At 59.9% G+C, this 20970-nt stretch carries 16 protein-coding genes; 2 read left to right on the top strand and 14 right to left on the bottom strand.

Features of this window, described 5'->3' with window-relative positions:
• Positions 1-42: 42 nt before the first annotated feature.
• The 13 genes from ftsZ to mraZ form a co-directional block, all read right to left on the bottom strand.
• Positions 43-1548, bottom strand: coding sequence for a cell division protein FtsZ (gene ftsZ, locus EI290_RS09160; RefSeq protein ID WP_125428939.1), 1506 nt, complete (start codon positions 1546-1548; stop codon positions 43-45).
• A 117-nt stretch (positions 1549-1665) separates the two neighbouring features.
• Positions 1666-3060 carry a cell division protein FtsA gene (gene ftsA / locus EI290_RS09155; RefSeq protein WP_125428938.1) on the bottom strand — a complete coding sequence of 465 codons (1395 nt, stop codon included), beginning with the start codon at positions 3058-3060 and terminating at the stop codon, positions 1666-1668.
• Between the two features lie 84 nt (positions 3061-3144).
• Positions 3145-3909: a cell division protein FtsQ/DivIB gene (locus EI290_RS09150; RefSeq protein ID WP_125428936.1), complete on the bottom strand. Its 765-nt coding sequence runs from the start codon at positions 3907-3909 to the stop codon at positions 3145-3147.
• Entirely contained in the window at positions 3893-5389 is a 1497-nt protein-coding gene (locus EI290_RS09145; RefSeq protein WP_125428934.1) for a UDP-N-acetylmuramate--L-alanine ligase, read from the bottom strand. Before EI290_RS09145 ends, EI290_RS09150 begins: the two co-directional genes overlap by 17 nt.
• A 68-nt stretch (positions 5390-5457) precedes the next feature.
• Complete coding sequence (murG, locus tag EI290_RS09140) at positions 5458-6549, bottom strand: undecaprenyldiphospho-muramoylpentapeptide beta-N-acetylglucosaminyltransferase (RefSeq protein ID WP_125428932.1); 1092 nt, start codon at positions 6547-6549, stop codon at positions 5458-5460.
• 90 nt (positions 6550-6639) lie between these two features.
• Complete coding sequence (locus tag EI290_RS09135) at positions 6640-7821, bottom strand: FtsW/RodA/SpoVE family cell cycle protein (protein WP_125428930.1); 1182 nt, start codon at positions 7819-7821, stop codon at positions 6640-6642.
• Positions 7822-8020: 199 nt separating this feature from the next.
• Complete coding sequence (murD, locus tag EI290_RS09130) at positions 8021-9406, bottom strand: UDP-N-acetylmuramoyl-L-alanine--D-glutamate ligase (RefSeq protein WP_125428928.1); 1386 nt, start codon at positions 9404-9406, stop codon at positions 8021-8023.
• 119 nt (positions 9407-9525) lie between these two features.
• Entirely contained in the window at positions 9526-10746 is a 1221-nt protein-coding gene (mraY, locus tag EI290_RS09125; protein ID WP_125428926.1) for a phospho-N-acetylmuramoyl-pentapeptide-transferase, read from the bottom strand.
• A 180-nt stretch (positions 10747-10926) separates the two neighbouring features.
• On the bottom strand, positions 10927-12405 hold the full coding sequence (locus EI290_RS09120; RefSeq protein WP_125428924.1) for a UDP-N-acetylmuramoyl-L-alanyl-D-glutamate--2,6-diaminopimelate ligase: 1479 nt from the start codon (positions 12403-12405) through the stop codon (positions 10927-10929).
• 63 nt (positions 12406-12468) lie between these two features.
• Entirely contained in the window at positions 12469-14775 is a 2307-nt protein-coding gene (locus EI290_RS09115) for a penicillin-binding protein (RefSeq protein WP_125428922.1), read from the bottom strand.
• Positions 14759-15499, bottom strand: coding sequence for an FtsL-like putative cell division protein (locus EI290_RS22415; protein ID WP_185816914.1), 741 nt, complete (start codon positions 15497-15499; stop codon positions 14759-14761). The genes EI290_RS09115 and EI290_RS22415 overlap by 17 nt, the downstream gene beginning before the upstream one ends.
• A gap of 131 nt (positions 15500-15630) precedes the next feature.
• Positions 15631-16560: a 16S rRNA (cytosine(1402)-N(4))-methyltransferase RsmH gene (rsmH, locus tag EI290_RS09105; RefSeq protein WP_125428920.1), complete on the bottom strand. Its 930-nt coding sequence runs from the start codon at positions 16558-16560 to the stop codon at positions 15631-15633.
• Positions 16561-16567: 7 nt separating this feature from the next.
• A complete protein-coding gene (gene mraZ / locus EI290_RS09100; RefSeq protein WP_125428918.1) occupies positions 16568-17044 on the bottom strand; it encodes a division/cell wall cluster transcriptional repressor MraZ in 477 nt (158 codons plus the stop codon).
• Positions 17045-17542: 498 nt separating this feature from the next.
• On the opposite strand from mraZ, the gene EI290_RS09095 reads away from it, so the two are divergent.
• Together EI290_RS09095 and EI290_RS09090 are read left to right on the top strand one after the other, a co-directional pair.
• Complete coding sequence (locus EI290_RS09095; RefSeq protein WP_125428916.1) at positions 17543-19837, top strand: TonB-dependent receptor; 2295 nt, start codon at positions 17543-17545, stop codon at positions 19835-19837.
• Positions 19838-19903: 66 nt separating this feature from the next.
• The gene (locus tag EI290_RS09090) at positions 19904-20275 is read left to right on the top strand and encodes a heavy-metal-associated domain-containing protein (RefSeq protein WP_125428914.1); all 372 of its coding nucleotides are present in this window, start codon (positions 19904-19906) and stop codon (positions 20273-20275) included.
• Positions 20276-20376: 101 nt separating this feature from the next.
• On the opposite strand, the gene EI290_RS09085 is transcribed toward EI290_RS09090, so the two are convergent.
• Positions 20377-20961 carry a hypothetical protein gene (locus tag EI290_RS09085; RefSeq protein ID WP_148103628.1) on the bottom strand — a complete coding sequence of 195 codons (585 nt, stop codon included), beginning with the start codon at positions 20959-20961 and terminating at the stop codon, positions 20377-20379.
• Positions 20962-20970: the final 9 nt, after the last annotated feature.

Here is a 20970-nt window from a genome sequence, read left to right as displayed (position 1 = left end):
AACCGGCCGGGGGCTTGTTGCATCTGGTAGCAGATGGGAAGGTTAATCCACGTTATCGTGCAGGAAACGGTTGTCGCCCAGCAGCTCGTTGTCATCCGAAAGGTTGAAGCGGCTGATGTTCTGCTCCGAGGAGGGCACCACGTTTTCCAGCTTCACCTGCCGACGCAGGTAGGCCGGGGTTTCCAGCTGGTCCTTGATGGCTTCCGAGTTGAGGCCGTTGCTCAGGGCCTGTAAGCGCTGCCGACGCTCCTCGGCCCGGGCGTCCAGCGACGGCCGCGGCAGCGAGTGGTGCGTGGCGGCCGGCTGCCCGGGCTGCTGTGAAAGCACCGGCTCCGGCGCCGGCATCGAAGGCGCCGAAACCACCGACGCATCATAGCTGGCAGGGGCCGGAGCGGAGGTTTCCAGGTCGTAGCGGGTGACGGGCTGGGGTTCGGCCGCGGCGGGCACCGGGGAACCAAACGTCGGAATTACCGGCGCAGCCGGGGCCTCCTGCCGGTCCTTATCGAAGATGTTGATCTGCGGATCGGGCTGGGCCACGGCAGCTTCCGCCTCCCGGGCTACCACGTTGGTGATGTTGTGCGCGTCGCGGGCAAACCCGGTGGCAATAACCGTCACGCGGATGCTCTGGCCCAGCGTGGGGTCAATACCGTGCCCGAAAATCACCTCGGCGTTCTGGCCGGCCTTCTCCTGGATGTACTCCGTAATTTCCGTGAGTTCATCCATTTCCAGCTCGGCCTGGTCGCCCGACATAATGCTGAGCAGGATTTTCTGGGCCCCGTGGATATCGGTGTTGTTCAGCAGCGGCGAAGCCAACGCCTCCTCGGCCGCCCGCTGGGCGCGGTTTTCGCCCTCCGTGATGCTGCTGCCCATTACGGCCGCGCCCGAGTCCTTCATGACGGTTTTCACGTCTTCAAAGTCCACGTTCACATCGGCCGTTACCGTAATAATTTCAGCAATGGATTTGGCTGCCGTGCTCAGCACGTTATCCGCTTTGGCGAAGGCCGAGCGAATAGGCAGATTCCCAAAAATCTCCCGGAGCCGGTCGTTAAGAATCACCAGCACCGTGTCGCAGTTGTCGCTCAACTCCTTGATGCCCTGCTCAGCCTGCTGACGCTTCTTCTTGCCTTCAAACAGGAAGGGGGCCGTTACGATGCCCACCGTCAGGATGCCCAGTTCCTTGGCCACCTTGGCAATAACCGGAGCGGCCCCGGTACCGGTACCGCCGCCCATACCTGCCGTAATGAACACCATCTTGGTGCCATTGCTCAGCAGCTCCCGGATTTGCTCCCGGCTCTCGATGGCCGCCTGCTTACCCCGCTCGGGGTTGGCCCCGGCTCCCAGCCCTTCGGTCAGGTCGGCGCCAATCTGGAGGCGGTTGGGTACGGTGGAGGAAGCCAGCGCCTGCTTGTCGGTGTTGCAAATGACAAACTCCACATCCTTGATGCCTTGGCTGAACATGTGGTTGACGGCATTAGAGCCGCCACCACCTACGCCAATCACCTTGATGATGGACCGGGACTGCGCCGGAATATCAAACGTAAAATTCATGTGGTGAGTCAATTAAAAATTAAAAATTATGAATTAAAAATTGAGCGTAATCCGCTTTCAGTTCGACCAACTTCAGGGCTCATTTTTAATTTTTAATTCACAATTCTTAATTGACAATTAATATTGCTTGTCGTCGAAGTCATCAATCAGCAACCCTTTGGTGCGGCTGATAATCTTCTGGAAAAAGTCGCCGGCTCCCGACGATTTTTTGGCGGCATCCGCAGCAGGCTGGGGGGCCGACTGCGGCATTTGGGGAGCAGTTACCGGGGGAGCCGGAGTGGCTGTGGGCCGCGCTTCGGGCGTTGCGCGGTAGTGGTTCTGCTCGGTTTCCTCGTAGGTGCGCTGGGTGGTGCGGTCGTCGATGGAGCGGTAGCCGGCTAGCACCAGGCCCACCGTGGTAGCGTACATCGGCGACTTCACGGCTTCAATCTTGCTCTTACCCAGGTGCTCGTTGGGGTAGCCGATGCGCGTATCCATGCCGGTTACGTACTCGGCCAACTGCACCAGGTTTTGGAGCTGGGAGCCGCCGCCCGTCAGCACGATGCCGGCGGCCAGCTTATCCTGGAAGCCCAGACGCTGAATTTCGGCGTACACCAACTCCACAATTTCCTCCATCCGGGCCTCAATGATGTACGCCAGGTTTTTCAGGCTGATTTCCTTGGGAGCCCGGTCGCGCAGGCCCGGAATGCTCACGATTTCGTATTCGGAAGCCTCCTCGGCAATGGCTTTGCCAAACTTCACTTTCAGCTGCTCGGCCTGGTTTTGCATTACCAGGCAGCCCTGCTTGATGTCGGAGGTGATAATGTTGCCGCCGAAGGGCAGCACGGCCGCGTGGCGGATGATACCATCCTTAAACACGGCCAGATCGGTAGTGCCGCCCCCAATGTCAATCAGGGCCACGCCGGCTTCCTTTTCCTCGTCGCTCAGCACCGACATGCTCGACGCCAGCGGCTCCAGAATCAGGTTGTCGATTTCCAGCCCGGCCTTGGTGACGCACTTGTAGATGTTGTTGATGGCCGTGCTCTGGGCCGTGATGATATGGAAGTTGCCTTCCAGCCGCACGCCCGACATGCCCACGGGGTCCAGAATGCCCTCCTCATAGTCTACTTTGTAGTCCTGGGGCATCACGTGGATAATCTGGGAGCCGGGTGGCGTTACCAAGCGGTACATGTCGCTGGTAAGGCGCTCCACGTCGGCCTGGGTAATTTCATTATCGACGGAGGCGCGGGTGATGCTGCCGTTGTGTTGCAGGCTCTTGATGTGCTGCCCCGCAATACCCACATTCACCACCCCAATGTTGATGCCCGATTGTTCTTCGGCCTGCCGGATAGCCTTTTTGATGGCATCCACGGTCTTGTCGATGTTTGACACAATACCGCGCACAACTCCTTCCGACACGGCTTTGCCCATGCCCAGAATTTCGAGCTTCCCAAATTCATTTTTACGCCCAACCAAGGCGCAGATTTTGGTGGTACCAATGTCGAGGCCGACTACAATCTTATCGTGTTGCATGGGGAGGAGGGGCGAGAGAGTTGCGGTTGGTTGCAGGAAAAGGGCGTCTAATTCGCTATAAGGTAGCGTTTTAGACGGATAATTTTATTCGCAGATGATTTGATCCTTGAACTCGACATTAACGCGGTGATACGTGTCCCAGCCGAGAACAGGGGGAATTTGACGGTAAAATACCATCAGTTTCGCAAATTTTTCCGAAATATTCTCAGGAAAGCCAAATTCTACTCGTTGGTCGCCGACTTGTTGGGTAAAAGATATCTTACCATTGGCACTAATAAATACCTCCGCAACCTGCGCCCGCCAAAATGGTTTCTCGTCGATAAAACGCAAAAATTCCAAATAGCGGGTGCCGGTAGTATCCTGAAAAAAACTGGCGGCCAGGGGCTGCCCGCCTAAGCGGGAAATGGGTACCACCCGAGCCGTGAACAGAGGTGAAAGAGGCAGACGGTGTCCATCGGCATCCAGGTAGCTGTCCTGGCGCGAGTCGGCGTGGACCAGGCGGGCAATGGGGCGGTTCTGGCGCACGTCGGCGTGCAGGTTGCCGGCCAGGTCGCGGTATACCTGGGCATCCTTCACGAAGCTGTGGGCCTTCAGGCGCTGCTCCAGGCTTTTCAGGTTGATGTCGGCGGGGGCGGCTCCTTCCAGCCGGTCTTCGCCCTGCCGGGTCATTAGGGCCGTTACCTCCCGCTCACTGATGAAGAAGTTGTTGAACTCGTTGCTGATGGAAACAATAACGCCTCCCACGGGCCGGTTGGCCTGGCGGAAAGCCGCAAATGCGCCCAGGCCGGCCAGCACGATCAGGCAGCCCGTGGCAAACAGCAGGTTATTGGCTTTACGCTTCAGCTCCATTCCAGCGAATATCCAAAATATTCTTTAAACGGGGAACAAGTTGATCAATGTCGCCGGCCCCGACCGTGGCTAATACGTCAAAATTCGGATTGGTTTCGGCATTCCGCAAAATTTCCTCCTTGGTTTGCAGAGATTTTTCGGGCGCGGTTATTTGTGACAAAATCAATTCGGAGGTTATGCCCGGCATGGGCAGCTCCCGGGCCGGGTAGATATCCAGCAGCACCACCTCATCGGCAAGGCTCAGACTCTCAGCAAATCCGGGGGCAAAGTCGCGGGTGCGGCTGAACAGATGCGGCTGGAAGATGACCCGCAACCGGCTGCCCGGGTACAGGGCCCGCACGGAACGCAGGAAGGCCTCAATTTCGCGCGGATGGTGGGCATAATCATCCACGTATACCTTGGGCGCGGCGGGCGTGCCGGCCGTCAGGATAAACTCGAAGCGGCGCTTGACGCCCCGGTACGCGGCCACGGCAGCTTGCAGCTGCGCGGCTGAGAGGCCATACAGTTGCGCCACGCAAGCCGCAGCAAGCATGTTTTCCACGTTATGATACCCGGGCACAGCCAGCTCCAAGTTCTCAACAGTACCGTACGGGCCATGCAGGGCAAACCGGAACTGGTGCCCTTGCGTGGAAATATCGGTGGCATACAGCTCCGGCCCCTGCTCGGACGTGAGGCCGTAGCGAATGACGCGCACGCCTGCGGGGGCGGCAGCGGCCACGCTGGGGTCGGCGGTGTGGTTGATGATGAGCGTGCCGCCGGGCTGAATCTGGCCCACAAACTGCCGGAACGACTCCACCAGCGCCTCCTTGTGGCCGTAGATGTCGAGGTGGTCGGCGTCGGTGCTCGTAACAATGGCCACCGTCGGGAACAGGGTCAGGAAGCTCCGGTCATACTCATCGGCCTCTACCACTACTGGAGTGTTGGTTGTTTGCTGTTCGGGGTTGGAGGCCAGGTCTTCAGAAGCTGCCGAAGAATTTTTAATTTTTAATTCTTCATTCTCAATTCCCTCCTCCGGCAGCAGCAGGTTGGAGCCCAGGTTCACGCTGATACCGCCCAGGAAAGCCGCGCAGGGCACGCCGGCGTGGTGCAGCAGGTGGGCTACCATGCTGCTGGTGGTGGTTTTGCCGTGAGTACCGGCTACGGCTATGGTGGGGCGGCCTTGGGTGAGTACTCCCAATACCTGGCTGCGCTTCTGAATGTCGTAGCCTTGCTCCCGCAGCCACGCCCATTCTTGGTGGTCCTGAGGAATAGCGGGCGTGAGGACCACCAGCGTCTGCTCCCGGTGCTGGCGCACGGCCAGCGGAATGTTGTCCACGGCATCCTGGTAGTGCACGGCAATGCCCTCGGCGGCCAGCTTTTCGGTGAGGGGCGTGGGCGTTTTGTCGTAGCCGCTCACCTCGTAGCCGTTGGCCCGGAACCACCGCGCCAGGGCCGACATACCAATGCCGCCAATACCGAGGAAGAAGACGTGCTTTTTCAATTAAAAATTGAGAATTAAAAGTTAAAAATGAATTTCTTCCGCCAGCACATCTACCTGAGCACCAAGCACTACATCCTGTGCACTAGTTTCAGCAACTCGTCCACGATGGTAGCCGTGGCTTGCGGGTGGGCCAGAAGGCGGATGTTGGCGGCCAGCTGCTGCTGGCGGGCTGGGTTCTGGAGCAGGGCCAGGGCCGTATCGTACAGTTGGGAGCCGGCCTCCGCGTCGCGCACGAGCAGGGCGGCATCTTGCTGAGTCAAGGCCAGGGCATTTTTGGTCTGGTGGTCTTCGGCCACGTTGGGCGAGGGCACCAGAATGCTGGGCTTGCCGGTGAGGCACAGCTCCGATACCGACAAGGCCCCGGCCCGCGAAATTACCACGTCGGCGGCGGCATAGGCCAGGTCCATGCGGCGCACGAACTCCAGGGCGTGCAGGTTGGCGGCGGCGAAGGGAGCGGCTTGTTTGGCGGCTTCGGGGTAGTAGGTTTTGCCGGTTTGCCAGAGCAGCTGCACCCCGGCTGCTTGCAGACGGGGCAGAGCGGCGGCCGTGGCCTGGTTGAGGGTGCGGGCTCCCAGGCTCCCTCCTATTACCAACAATACCGGCCTACTGGCATCCAGCCCAAAAAACCCTAGCGCTTCGGCCCGCTGCCCGTCGGCAATTTCGGTGCGCACGGGGTTGCCGGTGAGTACCAGCCGGTCGGCGGGAAAGAATTTTTCCATGCCCGCGTAGGCCACGCAGATGCGCTGCACCCGCCGGGCCAGCAGCTTGTTTACGAGACCGGCATAGGAGTTCTGCTCCTGGATAAGAGCCGGAATGCCCCGGGAAGTAGCGGCCAGCAGCACCGGGGCCGAGGCGTAGCCACCTACGCCTACCACGGCATCGGGCCGGAACTTCTCAATGAGTTTGCCGGCTTTGCGCACGGCGCGCATCACTTTAATCGGGAACAGCAGGTTTTTGGGCGTAAGGCGGCGCTGCAAACCGGCAATATCCAGGCCCACAATGTCGTAGCCGGCCTCGGGTACGCGGGTCATTTCCATGCGGCCGTTGGCTCCTACAAACAGGATAACGGCTTCCGGGTAGCGGCGGCGTACTTCGTTGGCAATGGCTATGGCCGGGAAAATATGCCCGCCGGTGCCGCCCCCGCTGATGATGAATTTCATGGAGTTTGGTTTTTGGTCGGCAGTTTTTGGTTTTTGGATTTCCGGCCGCCTAAACAGACCCAAAACCAGAAACCAAAAACTACAAACCAGTTAAGCGTACTGCGTCACGCGCGGAATGCGGGGGGTGTCGGCGGGCTCACCCACCATGGGGCGGATTTCCCGCTCGCCCCGACTCACGGCCAGGATGATGCCGATGCTGATGCCGGTGAAAATGAGTGAAGTGCCGCCCATACTGAGCAGGGGCAGCGGCAAACCGGTAATCGGGCCCAGGCCCACGGCCACGCCCATATTCACCATGGCCTGTAGCACCAGGCTAAAGCTCAGACCTGCCGACAGCAGCCCCCCGAACGCGCCGTAGCTGTTCATCACCGTTTTCAGGCCCCGGTACAGAAAGGCCAGGTAGAGGAACAGAACCACCACGCCGCCCACCATACCATACTCCTCAATGATGATGGCGTAAATAAAATCGGAGTATGGGTGGGGCATGATGTTGCGCTCCGTGCTCTTACCGGGACCCTTGCCGAAAATACCGCCGGTGGCCTCGGCAATGTAGGCGTGCTCCAGTTGAAACGGCACCGGCTTGCTCTTGTCGGTGAAGTTTTCAATCCGGGATTTTACCGTTTGCAGGCGTTGACCGGAGGCCAGCCCTACCCCGCCAATTACCACCCCAATCACCACCATTACCGCCATCTGCTTCAACGGAACCCGCCCAATGAACATCAGCAGCAGGCAGGTGGCAAACAGCAGCAACGCAGTGGAGGCGTTGGACAGAATGATGAGGCCGCAAATCAGCCCGACCCACAGCATAACGGGCAACAGCGTAGTCAGGAAATCATCGACGTGCTGCTGCCGACGGCTGAGCATGGAGGCTAAGTGCGAAATCAACGCCAGTTTAGCCAAATCGGAGGGCTGAAACGTTTGGTTGATGAGCGGAATGGTGAGCCAGCGGGAGGCATCGTTGAACGTGGTTCCGCCAAAGAAATACGTGAACAACAGCAGTGGCACCGAAACCAGCAGCGCGTAGAGTGAGAGGCGGGAGTAGTAGCGGTAGTCGATGCGGTGGGCCAGCCACATGAAAAACAGGCCCACGAAAATGAGGCCGGTGTGTTTGATGAGAAAGTACTCGGTGTTGCCGCCCATCTTCTTGTAGGCCAGCGTACCCGTAGCCGAGTACACCACCGCAATGGAAATGAACGAAAACAGCAGCACGATGCCCCAGAGCACGGGGTCACCTTTCAGGTTTTGTCGCAGCCAGTTGGTTATGGGTTCCATCGGTGAGTGGGTGACTGAGTGAATAAATGGAGTTCGAATTAATAGAACATCATGCTGAGCGAAGTCGAAGCATCTCTACCGCTTCGTTACAATGCTAACCTAACGAAGCGGTAGAGATGCTTCGGCAAGCTCAGCATGACAGTTACCTTCTGACGTGGCCGAGTGAGATGCTTCCGCTACGCCTCAGCATGACGTGCTGCTATTCGTTGGCTTCTTCGTTGGTTTTATCGTCAATGAGTTGCTGCACGGCCTGCATGAACTGCCGGCCCCGGTCCTCGTAATTTCGGAATAAATCGAAAGAGGCGCAGGCGGGCGAGAGGAGCACCACGTCGCCGGGGGCGGCGAGGCCGACGGCGCGCTGCACGGCGTCGGTCATGCTACGGGTTTCCTCCAGGTGAGGCACGACGGGGCCAAAATTGGCTTTAAGCTTCTCGTTATCCACGCCCAGGCAAATCAGCGCTTTTACCTTATGCTGGGCCAGCGGAATCAGCGTGGAGTAGTCGTTGCCTTTGTCGGTGCCGCCGGCAATCCAGATGATGGGCTGGTGGATGCCGTCCAGCGCGTACCAGGCGGCTTCCACGTTGGTGGCCTTGCTGTCGTTGATAAAACGGGCCCCGCCAATGTCGCCGACGGGTTGCAGACGGTGGTCGGCGTTGTGAAAGGACGCCAGGCTGGTTTCAATCTGCGCCTTCTCGATGCCGGCCAGGCGGGCACAGAGCACGGCGGCCAGCATATTCTGGCGGTTGTGCTGCCCAATCAATGGGGAAGCGGCGGTGCTAAGCTGCTCCGTTTTATTGTAGTAACCGGGCTGCAAATCCACGCACACCTGCGCATCGGCCAGGTAGTAAGCGCCTAAGTGATAATCGGGGCGGTGGTGCAGGCTGAACGGCAACTGCTGCACCGGCCGTAAGGCCGCCTGGAAATAGCGCTGAATGTTCTCGTCGTCGGCGTTGTAAATGAAGTAGCCGTTGCTGTCCTGGTTGCGCATAATGCGCAGCTTGGCCCGGGCATAGCTTTCCAGGGAATAGCCGTACCGGTCGAGGTGGTCGGGGGTGATATTGAGCAACACCGAAATCCAGGGCTGAAATTCGTAGGTATCATCCAACTGAAAGGAACTCAGCTCCACTACGTAGTAGTCGTGCTGGTCCTCAATTACCTGCTCAGCCAGGGAGTAACCCACGTTGCCGGCCAGGCCTACACTCAGGCCTGCTTCCTTGAGCAAGTGGTAGGTAAGCAGCGTGGTAGTGGTCTTGCCGTTAGTACCCGTGATGCAGATGCACCGGGCCTGGGTGTAGCGGCCGGCCAGCTCAATTTCCGAAATAATGGGCGTGCCTTTTGCTCTCAGGGCCTGAATAATGGGCGCCTTCTCCGGGATACCGGGGCTTTTCACCACCTCATCGGCCCGCAGGATTTCAGCTTCGGTGTGCTGGTTTTCCTCGAAAGGAATACCGGCGGCTTCCAGCTTTTGCTTGTAGGCGGGCTGGATAGGGCTTTTGTCGGACACAAACACGGTGTGGCCTTTGGCTTGCGCGAGCAGCGCCGCTCCTACCCCACTTTCCCCGGCTCCTAAGATGACGTAGTGCATGAGTCGTTCTTTATAGGTTCCCGCAGAGGACGCAGAGTTTTCCGCAGAAGGCGCAGAGTCGTTCCAGAACGACTCTGCGCCTTCTGCGGAAAACTCTGCGTCCTCTGCGGGAACCAACATTAGCGCAGTTTTAAGGTTACCAGAGTCAGCACCGCCAGCATAATTCCCACAATCCAGAACCGGGACACGATTTTGGATTCGTGGTAGCCCAGCTTCTGGTAGTGGTGGTGCAGGGGCGACATGCGCAGCAGGCGGCGGCCTTCGCCATACTTGCGGCGGGTGTATTTAAAGTAGCTCACCTGTACCATCACCGAGAGGTTTTCAATCAGGAACACCCCGCACAGCACCGGAATCAGCAGCTCCTTGCGCACGATGATGGCCAGCACGGCAATAATGCCGCCGATGGCCAAGGAGCCGGTGTCGCCCATGAACACCTGGGCCGGGTAGGAGTTGTACCACAGAAAGCCCACGCAGGCCCCCACGAAGGCAGCGCAGAAAATCACCAGCTCCCCGGAGTTCGGAATGAACATGATGTCGAGGTAATCAGCCAGCAGGGCGTTGCCGCTCACAAAGGCGAAGATGGCCAGCGTGATGCCAATGATGGCCGAAGTGCCGGCCGCCAGCCCGTCGAGGCCGTCGGTGATGTTGGCCCCGTTGCTCACCGCCGTAATGATGACGATGACGATGGGAATGTAGAAGAAGGCGTAGTACTCGTTGAAAAAGTCGCCGGCCGTGGCAAACAGGTCGCCGTAATTCAGCTCGTTGTTCTTGAGGAAGGGCACGGTGGTAATCATCAGCTTTACATCCTGGTACACGGAGCTGGCATCCACGGCCGAGAAGGCGCCGTTGGGCAGCGCGTACTGGCGTACGGTTACGTCCTTGCTGAAAAACAGCACCCAGCCCACCGTGAGGCCCAGCCCTACCTGACCCAGAATTTTGAAGCGGCCAGCCAGCCCCTCCTTATCCTTCTTCACCACTTTAATGTAGTCGTCCACGAAGCCAATCAGGCCCAGCCACACGGTACTCAGCAGCATGAGCACGATGTAGATGTTGTCGAGCTTGGCAAACAGCAGCACCGGCACCAGAATAGCCAGCAGGATGATGAGGCCGCCCATAGTGGGAGTGCCTTTTTTCTCCAGCTGCCCCTGCAGGCCCAGGTCGCGGATGGTTTCACCAATTTGCTGCCGCTGCAACGCCCGGATGAGGGGAGCCCCAAAAAACTGCGCAATAATAAGTGAGGTAACTACCGCCAGGGCCGCCCGGAACGAGCTGTACTGAAATACGCCCGTACCCGGCAGGTGGTACACTTTGTAGAGGTAGTTAAAAAGGTAATACAGCATGAGCGCAGGGGTCAGCAGATGGCCAGCAGATGAATTCCAAGCTGCAAAGATTCGGGTTTTCGTTGTTCGTTTCTCGTTTTTCGTTGTCCGTTTCTGGTTATGCGTTGTTTTTCAAGAGCTTATTAACACGCACCTTCTACCGGGCCAGCTCCGAAAAACAAAAAACGAATAACCAGAAACTCATTTCCCCAGCAACTCAAACATCTGCTGGAGCACTAGCTTGTCATCAAAATCGGTTTTGACGCCTTGGATTTCCTGGTAGGTTTCGTGGCCTTTGCCGGCTACCAGCACAATATCGTGGGGCCCGGCCAGGGCTACGGCGGTTTTGATGGCCTCGCGCCGGTCGGCAATGGTGAGCACCTTGCCCAGGGCCTCGGTGGGCACGCCGGCCTGCATCTGGGTCAGGATGTCGTTGGGGTCCTCGAAGCGGGGGTTGTCGGAGGTCAGCACGGCGCGGCTGGATAGCTCGGCGGCCAAGCGGGCCATGATGGGGCGCTTGGCCCCGTCCCGGTTGCCCCCGCAGCCCACCACCGTAATTACCTGCTGGCTGGGCTGGCGAATGTCGGCAATGGTCTGGAGCACGTTTTCCAGGGCATCGGGGGTGTGGGCATAATCCACGATACCCGTAATGCGGGCCTTTTCCGACACTACCGGCTCGAAGCGCCCCGGCGCCGAGGTTAGACCCGACAGCACGGTAAGCACCTCCGTGGGCTCCTCCCCCAGCAGCACCGCCGCCCCGTAGATGGCCAGCAGGTTGTAAGCGTTGAACACCCCAATCAGCCGGAACTGTACTTCCCGCCCATCAATTTCCAGGTGCAGGCCGTGCACGGCGTTTTCCAGCAGCCGGCCCCGGAAGTTGCCATTTCCTCGCAGAGAATAGGTTTCGCGGCGGCCCAGCACATTCTGCAGCATCACGGGGCCACGCTTATCGTCGGCGTTGGTGAGGGCAAAAGCCGACTTCGGCAACTGGTCAAAGAAGCCCTTTTTGGCCTTGAGGTAATTATCGAAGGTGCCGTGGTAGTCGAGGTGGTCGTGGGTGAGGTTGGTGAAGATACCCCCGGCAAAGTGCAGACCCGTAATGCGGTGCTGCACCACCGAGTGGCTGCTTACCTCCATAAACACGTGGGTGCAGCCGGCCCGTAGCATCTGGGCCAGCAGCTCGTTCAGACGAATAGCATCGGGGGTGGTATGGGTAGCCGGAATTACCTGCTCGTCAATCTGATTCTGTACCGTGCTCAGCAGCCCGCAGTGGTAGCCCAGCTCCCGGAACAGCTTATGCAGCATGGTAGCGCAGGTGGTTTTGCCGTTGGTACCCGTTACGCCTACCAGCTGCAGCCGGCGCGAGGGGTGACCGTAGAATTCGGCCGCCATCCGGGCCATAGCCTCCGCCGAATCGGGCACCTGCACGTAGGTTGTAGTGGGGTTTAATTCAGCAGGCAGTTCCTCACACACTACGGCCGCCGCCCCCTGTTCCGCAGCCTTCTGGATAAACTGGTGCCCATCGGTGGCAGTGCCGCGCAACGCGAAGAACACCGCGCCCGGCCGGGCCTGGCGCGAGTCCAGCGTAAGGCTGGTAATGGGCATAGCTGCGGGCCCATGCTGGGCCTGCACGGCTACTACGCCGAGAAGGGCAGAAAGTAAGGGTTGCGCGTTGTTCAAAGCGGATGCAGACAAGAGCGCGCCGCGGTGGCGCAGGAGTTAGCGGAATTGGATAGGGCCTTTTCAGGCTTTGGGCTTCGGTGCGGCTTTTACCGAAGCCGTTTGCTTGTGGGGAGGCGAGGCGGATTTCCGGTCCGCCGGTTTTGGCTTGCCGGTAATGCTGGCGGCGGCAGGTGCCGCAGCGTGGCCCGCCTGTTCCGTGGGGGCAGCTTCGGGGGCCGCCACTGGCACCGGGGCGGCCTGCAGCCGGCCAATGGCTTCCAGCTGCAATACTACCGTGGTACCACGCCGCACCGCCGAGCCGGCCGCAACGGACTGCGCCTTCACGCGGCCGGTGCCCAGGCTGCGTACCCGCAGGCCCCGGTTTTCGAGCAGAAACAGGGCGTCGCGGAGGGTAAGGCCCTGCACGTTGGGTACCCGGCCGGGGCGTACGGGCATGGGCCGCAGGGCCAGCTTTTCGGCGCTGGCGCCGGCGGTAGTGCGCACCCAGTCGTCGGTACCGGTGGCCCCGTCGTGGCCCACGCCCAACTGGGCGAATACCATTGTCAGCTCGTCCTGCATACCGGCCCGCACGAAGGGTACCCGGGAGCGGGACACCGGCGCCCGGGCCAGCAACGGCCGCAGGCTGGCCGCGTCGCGGGCCATGGCCTTATCGGCCACTTCCTTGAACACCGGCGCCGATACCTCAGCCCCCGACCAGCCGCCCCGCTTGGGCGAATCGACTACCACAATGCAGCTGTACTTGGGATTTTCGGCCGGGAAGTAGCCGCAGAAGCTGGTAGAGTACATTTTGGTGTAGGCTCCGTTCTTGAACTTCCAGGCCGTGCCCGTTTTGCCGGCAATGCCATAGTCGTTGGAGCGGATGCCGCGGGCAGTACCCTCACTCACCACGCCTTCCATCATGGAGCGCACTTTAGCCAGGGTTTCGTCGGAGCAGATTTTCGGGTTCAGCACCTGAGCCTCAAAGCGCTCCAGCACGTTGTCAGCCTGCTTGATTTCCTTTACGATGATGGGCTGCACCTTCACCCCGTCGTTGGCCACCGCGTTGTAAAAAGCCAGGGTTTGCAAGGGCGCCAGCTTCAGTTCGTAGCCAATGCACATGGTGGTAAGAGAGGTGCGGCTCCAGGTACGGTCTCGGGGGTCTTTGATATAGGGTCGGGCCTCCCCGGCCATCTGGAAGCCCAGGGGCTTATCCAGCCCGAATTTCTTGAGGTAGTCGGTGTACTCCGTCGGGTTACGGCCAAACTGCTTATCTACCAGCACCGCCACCCCAATGTTGGACGACTTCTCGAACACCTGCTTGAGGGAAATACGGCCGTTGGCGTGAGTATCAGTTTTTACGGCCCCACCAATTTTCATGGAGCCCGTGCGGCCGGTATTCACCGTATCGGTCAGCTGCAAATCGGGGTTGGCTTCCAGCACGGCCATCAGGGAAGCCAGCTTGAAGGTGGAGCCCGGCTCGGTACGGCCCTGGTCGGCAATGGCGTAGTTATAATCCTCGCGGTACACGCCGTCGGCTACCCGACCCAGGTTGGCCACGGCCTTGATTTCCCCGGTTTTCACTTCCATCAGAATCACGCACCCATACTGGGCATCGTTGTCCACCAGGGCTTTGTACAGGGCGTTTTCGGCCACGTCCTGCAGGTTAATGTCAATGGTGGTTTTGATGTCGTAGCCGGGCTGGGGCTTTACTTCGGTGCCGTCGTAGATGGGTTTGTTGCCCCCGGGCAGCCGCTCAAACAGAGCCTCCCCGTCCTTGCCGGCCAAATGGCGGTTGAAGGTGAACTCCAGCCCGGCCCCGTTTTTTTCCTCGTTCACGAAGCCAATGGTGCGCTGGGCCAACCCCCCAAAGGGCCGGAAACGCTTGTCCACTTTCTCGAAGATTACGCCGCCTTTGTTTTTACCCGCCCGGAAAATGGGCCACTGGGCCAACTCTTTCTTTTCCTGGAAGTTGATCTGCCGGGAGTTCAGGCGCAGGTAGCGTGACTTCTTGTTCCTGGCCTTGTTAAGCGTCATCAAATACTCCCGCTTCGTTCGGTCGCCGAAAAAGCGGGAAAGCATTTCCGCCAGCGAATCAGCGGCCTGGGTAGTGAATATCTTGTCAGTTACCACGCTCGGGTCCCAAGCCACCCGGTAGAAGGGCAGGGAGGTAGCCATGATGCTGCGGCCATCGGAGGCGAAAATATTGCCCCGGGTAGCCGGTACGGGCTGGTAGGTAACGCGCCGCTCCTGCTCCAGGGCCCGCCAGCGGGCCCCTTCCTTAAACTGCACCTGCCCGATTTTCCAGACCACGGCGCAGGAGAACAGACAGACACCCAGAAAAGCCAGCCGGACGCGGGTTACAATGCTTTTTTTAACGTTTCCTTTCATTGCGACGGGGGGCAGAACGATTGGAAGATGGTTCAGGAGTGGTGGGCACCGGGTTACCGTTCACATCCACGCCAATGGGCATGGGCGGGGCGGCTTCGGCCACCGAGTCGTCGTCGGAGAGTACCCGCTCGGCAGCCCGGCGCACCGAGTCGGCCTTGGCGCGGGCGGCCATGGCAGCCACGGAGTCAGCCGTTAGCAGGGGCACCTCTTCCAGCTTGGCCTCATCAATGCGGCCGGCGGGCACGGCAATGCGGAACGGGGGCGAAGAGCTTTCAATGAGGCCGTAGGCGGCTACTTTACGGGCCACCTCACTCTGCTTGCTGGCCTCCATGTAATCTGACGACAGGGTGGTGTAATCAGCCCGCAGGTCTTCGGTTTCCACTTTCAGCTTCTGAATGCTGCGGTTCATGCGGGTGGCGTAGTGCGTGTTGCCGATGTAGACCAGCGTCAGGAACATGATAAACAGCAGGTGGGGCAGGTAGCGCACCGGCAGCCCCTCCCGGAACAAGCCATCTACCCGCGTAATACGCTCCAGCAGGGAAAACACGCTCCAGGAGCTCCGCTTCTGAGCGGCCGGGCGCGGTTCCCGTGGTGCCCGGGCCGACCGGGGGGCGGGAGCCGGCGCCGGCTCGGGAGCCGCCACTGGTTCCGGCACCACGACAGGCACCTCACGCGGGGTGTTGGCGCGGGGTTGGTTGGCTGGTCGGAGCGTGTTGGCAGGCATCTTTAATTAAAAAATGAGCATTAAAAATTAAAAATTTGCTCCCCCTGTTTTGCACAGCTCACTAGGCTGAATATTTTCATCCTCAGCACCTTACCCGTCGCCATCTTCAAAAGCTGCGTCATCTTTAATTCTTAATTTTTAATTGCTACCCGCAGCTTAACACTGCGGGCCCGGCTATTCAAGGCAATTTCTTCGGCGTCGGCTTCCACAGGCTTACGGGTCAACGCTTCGAAGGGCACGTTGGTACGGCCGAACAGGTCTTTTTCCACCTCCCCGAAGAATTTACCTTTCGCAATGAAGTTCTTCACCAGCCGGTCCTCCAGGGAGTGGTAGCTCATCACCACCAGCCGACCGCCGGGGCGCAGCACCTGAGCGGTTTGCTCCAGCATCTCACGCAGGGCGGCCATTTCGTCGTTGGCTTCGATGCGCAGGGCCTGGAATACCTGGGCCAGGTACTTGTTTTCCTTACCCCGGGGCGTAACCGGGGCAATAGCCTTTTTGAGGGCCGCAATGGTGGTAATAGACTGCCCACGCCGGGCGGCGGCCACCGTGGCAGCCAGGGTGCGGGCATTGGTAACTTCCCCGTACATGCCAAAAATGCGGTGCAGCTCGGCCTCCGGGTACTCGTTGATGATATCAGCCGCGGAGGCATCGTCGCCGTCGGGGTTCATGCGCATGTCCAGGGGGCCGTCGAAGCGGGTGCTAAAGCCGCGCTCCGGGGTATCGAACTGGTGCGACGACACGCCCAGATCGGCCAGGAGCCCATCCACGGGCAGGGCGTTGTGGCGCAGCAGCTCTTGGTGCAGCTGGCGGAAATTGCTGCGAATAAACGTGAACTGCGGCCGGGCCAGTTTGGCGGCCTCCTGCTCGGCATCGGCGTCCTGGTCGAAGCTGTAGAGGTGCCCTTCCGGCCCCAGCCGCTCCAGAATGCGGGCCGAGTGGCCCCCCCCGCCAAACGTAACATCTACGTAGCGGCCGCCGGGCTGCAAATCCAGTGCCTCCAGGCACTGCTGCAGCATCACGGGGCGGTGGTAGTCGGTATCGTTGGGGTAGTGGCTCAAGGGTAGCTCAGGCAGCCAGTGGGTTGCCCGGGTTAGGTTCGGTGGTCAGAAATTTTTGGGCCAGCTTGGAGAAAGTCGGCTGGTCTTTGATGAGGAATTCGTCGTAGCGGGCCGGGTCCCAGATTTCGCAACGGTTACCCAGCCCCACTATAATGGCCTCCTTCTCAATGCCGGCGTAGCGGCGCATGGTACCCGGCAGCATAAAGCGACCGATGCTGTCCAGCTCCACTTCCGTCATGCCCCGGAAGAAGTTGCGCTGAAACTGCCGGTATTCCTCGTTGAACTCGTCCAGGGCCATTACTTTCTCGTGAATGACGCGCCAGGCGGCCCGGGGGTAGAGCACCAGGCAGGGCTCAAAGCCCCGCACCAGCACCAGCTGGCTGCCCGAAGCCTCCGGCAAGTTGGCCTTCACCTTGGCCGGCAGTACCAGCCGCCCCTTGGGGTCGAGCTTGCACTCGTATTCGCCGGAGAGCAGCTGGGTCATATCGGGTGAGGTGACAGGGCATGGGAACGGGATATAGCAAAAGTACGCAACCCATCGGAAAACCCCACCACCTTTTACCATTTTCTACCACCCGCTAAAACAGCCTGAAAACCCTGCAAATGCAGTTTATTCGGTGGTCCTGCGCTAACCCTCCACTAACCCTGACATCCTGACAGAACAAAACAGGAGGTTCCGCACCTTTCGCTTCTGAGCTCAGCCAGCGCCCAAAGTTCCACAATTTTACAGAGTTCAACGCTGGTTTTCTCGGCGGCTGGTACGCGGCCAGAGCAGTATATTTGTATCTGGTTATGCCCTACTTCCCCCTGCGTTGGCCCTTTAGCTTTTGGCTGGTTGATAGCCGACGTTCTGATGCTCCTGCCTGGGGCCGGGTGGTGAGTACTGGGGATGGTCCGGCGCTTTCTGGCTGGGTCCCGGCGTGGGGCTTAGCGGGCGGGCCTCTTGCTCGCCCCCGGCAGAAACACTAACTTCCTGACCCTTATGAACTCTGTATTCGGAGCCGGACGGCTACTTGCCACCCTGGGCCTACTTGCCGGTAGTGCCGCTGCTTCGGCCCAAACGCCCGATGCTTCGGTGGCACCGGTACGGGGTCAGGTGCTGGATGCCGCTACCAAAGCACCAGTGGCAGGGGCCGTGGTGCGCTGGCTGAGCACGCCTGCTCAGGCCACTACCACCGACGGGCAAGGCACGTTTTCCCTGGTGCGCCCCGCCACCCCTGATACCCGCCTGGTAGTTGACCTGCTGGGGTACCGCTCCGATACGGTGCAGGCCCGCGGCACCAGTTACCTGCGCGTAGGCCTGCGCCGCTCCCGCGAGCTGGGCGAAGTGAAGGTGGAAGGCCGGGCCCTCTCCTACTCCGGCCTCACCCCTACCAACACCCAGGTGCTCACCAGCCGCGACTTAACCAAATCGGCCTGCTGCAACTTGGCCGAAAGCTTTGAAACCAATGCCTCGGTAGAGGTTTCTACCACCGATGCCGTGTCGGGGGCCCGGCAGATTCAGCTGCTGGGGCTGGACGGGGCGTACTCGTTGCTGACCATCGACAACCTGCCCGCCCTGCGGGGTCTCTCAACGCCTTACCGCCTGGGTTACCTGGCCGGACCCTGGATTGAGAGTATCGACATCATCAAGGGCATGGGCTCGGTGGTGAATGGGTACGAAAGCATTTCGGGGCAGGTGAACGTGCGCCTCAAGGAGCCCGACAAAGCCGACCGGCTGCTGTTTAATGCTTATGGCAACGACCTAGGTAAGTTCGATGTGAATCTGAACCTGGCTACTAAAGTGGGGAAGAAGGTAAGCACGGCCCTGCTGCTGCACACCGACCACCTGGGCCGCCGCGTGGACCGCAACCACGACGATTTTCTGGACCTGCCGCTGGCTACGCAGCTCAACCTGTTTAATAAGTGGAAATATCTCTCAGGGAAGGGGGTGGTAGCGGAGGTAGGCCTGGGGGCATTGCGCGAAACCCGGCAGGGCGGTGATATGCGCTACCGTGAGTACAGTGCAACCGGCTATTACGGCATCACGCAGGAAACTAACCGCTTTACCGGCTACGCCAAAACCAGCTACACCTGGCCCGGCCGCCCCTACCAGAGCCTGGGGCTGCTGTTGAGCGGTACCAGCCACGTCTTTACCTCCCGTTACGGCCTGCGCACCTACGACGGTACCCAGCGCACCGGCCTGGCCACACTGCTGTTCCAGAGTATTGTTGGTACCACGGCCCACACCTACCGTACGGGCCTGAGCTTTCTGCACGACGACTACCAGGAGGTATACCGAACCGGCTTTACGTACCTGACGGAAACGCCCGCCGAACGGTACGCCCGGGAGCACCGCAACCGGCTGGAGCGGGTGCCCGGGGCGTTTGCCGAGTACACTTACCAGAATGCCCGCAACCTGACCGTGGTAACCGGCCTGCGCCTGGACTACCATAACCTGTACGGCTTGTTTCTGACGCCCCGCCTCAACGTGAAGTACGACCCGGCCAAAAACACGGTGCTGCGCCTGGCAGCCGGCCGGGGGCAGCGTACGGCCAACCCCCTGGCCGAAAACGCCGGTATGCTGGTTAGCTCCCGGGAGTTTGTCATCAGCCCCGGTTTGCGGCCCGAAACGGCCTGGAACCTGGGCGGCTCTTTTACGCAATATTTCACGGCTTTTGGGCGGCCGGGCACCTTCATCACCGACTATTACCACACCGAGTTCGGAAACCAGGTAGTTTCGGACCCTTACACGGCAACTACGCAGCTGCTCATCGGCAACCTGGAGCCGGGTGGGCGCAGTTTCTCGCGCAGCCTGCAAACGGAGGTGCAGGTGGAGCCCGTAAAAGGCCTGCAGGCCAAAGCTGCCTATAAGTACCTGGATGTGCGCACCATCTACGACGGGCAGCTGCTACCCAAGGTGCTCACGCCCCGGCACCGGCTATTCCTGAACCTGGGTTACGCCACGGCCTTTGATAAGTGGCGGGCCGACTTCACGGTGCAAGGCTTCGGCCGGCGGCCCCTGGCCCACCCCCCCGGCAGCACAGGCCACCAGCACGGCTCCGGCGAAGCTACTCTCCGGTACGCCCCACGCTATGCCCTGCTTAATACCCAGCTGACCCGGGCATTCAAGCGGTTTGAGGTGTACGCGGGCGTCGAAAATATCACCAATTATCGCCAGCGTACCCCCATCCAGGGGGCCTACGCTCCTTTCGGCCCGGATTTTGACGCGGCCATGGTATGGGGGCCGGTGTACGGACGCCTTACCTACGCTGGCCTGCGCTTCACCCTGCAATAACCCCGGCAGCTGCCGCATTACTGATTTCGCCGCATTACTGATTTCTGAATCACTTTCAAGCACCCCATGAAAATCTTCGCTTCCTTCCTGCTGACCTGCACACTGCTACTCTCGGCGGCGACTTCCTTCGCGCAGCAAGCGGCCCCAAAGGCCAAAGGCCCCGCCACCGAAACCCTGCAACTGAAAACGTCGGCGGTGTGTGAGATGTGTAAGGCCCGCCTCGAGAAGGCATTGGCCTACGAGAAAGGGGTCCAATCGGCTACCCTGGATGTATCCAGCCAGCAGTTGACGGTAACCTACCGCCCCGATAAGACCACCCCGACAGCCCTGCGCTCCGCCGTTCAGAAAACCGGTTACGACGCCGACGACCAATTGGCCGACGCCCGGGCCTACGACCGTCTGCCTGACTGCTGCAAAAAAACCAACAGTATCCACTAGCCTGCAGGGCCTACCAGGCCGGTTTTCCGAGCCAGAATAACAAAGCCGACGCCTCCCGCTGCTACCAGCAGGAGGCGTCAGCTTTAAGGACCACCGGCCAATCAGGCCAGCACCGAGGCAAGCATACGTACTTCAAACTGCAGGTTGGCAGTGAAGGCTAGTGGGCGGTTAAGTCGGCGGCGGTTGGTACCCGAAATTTCCAGCGTAAACCACTCGGAGCGCAGAAACTCCAGCAGATTAGGCTGCCCCAGCATTTCCATCTCAATGTGAGTGGGTTGCACATTGCGGGGGCCAAACGTGGCAATGGGTACCTTGCGACTATTGGCCGTCAGAAAGCAGCTCCCGCTTTCCAGCGCCCCCAGCGTGGGTGTGCCCCGGCCAATGCCGTGTTCCGGATCAGGGGCCCAGCTTAGCGAAGCCTGCCGCAGCGTTACGGCCGTAACGCCCGGATGCGTGAGCGAGGCCAGGCAGGGTAAGGAGCCAGGCAGCGTGGTTTCGCAGAGAAAAATAAGGTCCATGCCGGGGTCAATCCGCAGATTGATGGCGCGGGTGCTTACGCCAAACGCCGAGCGGATGGAACGGCGCAGTCCCTCATGGTGGGCAATTGTGAGAGCTACGCCTAAAATAACCGGCGGCGCGCCGGAAGAGGCACCCATCGGGGGGGCAGAGTAAGTGGAAGGTTTCATAACCAATAG

The sequence above is a fragment of the Hymenobacter metallilatus genome (assembly GCF_003944705.1).
In the GTDB taxonomy this organism is placed as follows: Bacteria; Bacteroidota; Bacteroidia; order Cytophagales; family Hymenobacteraceae; genus Hymenobacter; species Hymenobacter metallilatus.
This window is presented reverse-complemented; position numbering and strand designations above follow the sequence as displayed.

Excerpts from the sequence above, each read along its gene's own strand:
- EI290_RS09095 (WP_125428916.1), top strand. The coding sequence starts at position 17,543 with ATGAACTCTGTATTCGGAGCCGGACGGCTACTTGCCACCCTGGGCCTA.
- murD (WP_125428928.1), bottom strand. The coding sequence starts at position 9,406 with ATGCACTACGTCATCTTAGGAGCCGGGGAAAGTGGGGTAGGAGCGGCG.
- EI290_RS09085 (WP_148103628.1), bottom strand. The coding sequence starts at position 20,961 with ATGAAACCTTCCACTTACTCTGCCCCCCCGATGGGTGCCTCTTCCGGC.
- EI290_RS09135 (WP_125428930.1), bottom strand. The coding sequence starts at position 7,821 with ATGGAACCCATAACCAACTGGCTGCGACAAAACCTGAAAGGTGACCCC.
- murG (WP_125428932.1), bottom strand. The coding sequence starts at position 6,549 with ATGAAATTCATCATCAGCGGGGGCGGCACCGGCGGGCATATTTTCCCG.
- EI290_RS09150 (WP_125428936.1), bottom strand. The coding sequence starts at position 3,909 with ATGGAGCTGAAGCGTAAAGCCAATAACCTGCTGTTTGCCACGGGCTGC.
- ftsA (WP_125428938.1), bottom strand. The coding sequence starts at position 3,060 with ATGCAACACGATAAGATTGTAGTCGGCCTCGACATTGGTACCACCAAA.
- ftsZ (WP_125428939.1), bottom strand. The coding sequence starts at position 1,548 with ATGAATTTTACGTTTGATATTCCGGCGCAGTCCCGGTCCATCATCAAG.
- EI290_RS22415 (WP_185816914.1), bottom strand. The coding sequence starts at position 15,499 with ATGCCTGCCAACACGCTCCGACCAGCCAACCAACCCCGCGCCAACACC.
- mraZ (WP_125428918.1), bottom strand. The coding sequence starts at position 17,044 with ATGACCCAGCTGCTCTCCGGCGAATACGAGTGCAAGCTCGACCCCAAG.
- mraY (WP_125428926.1), bottom strand. The coding sequence starts at position 10,746 with ATGCTGTATTACCTTTTTAACTACCTCTACAAAGTGTACCACCTGCCG.
- EI290_RS09090 (WP_125428914.1), top strand. The coding sequence starts at position 19,904 with ATGAAAATCTTCGCTTCCTTCCTGCTGACCTGCACACTGCTACTCTCG.
- EI290_RS09115 (WP_125428922.1), bottom strand. The coding sequence starts at position 14,775 with ATGAAAGGAAACGTTAAAAAAAGCATTGTAACCCGCGTCCGGCTGGCT.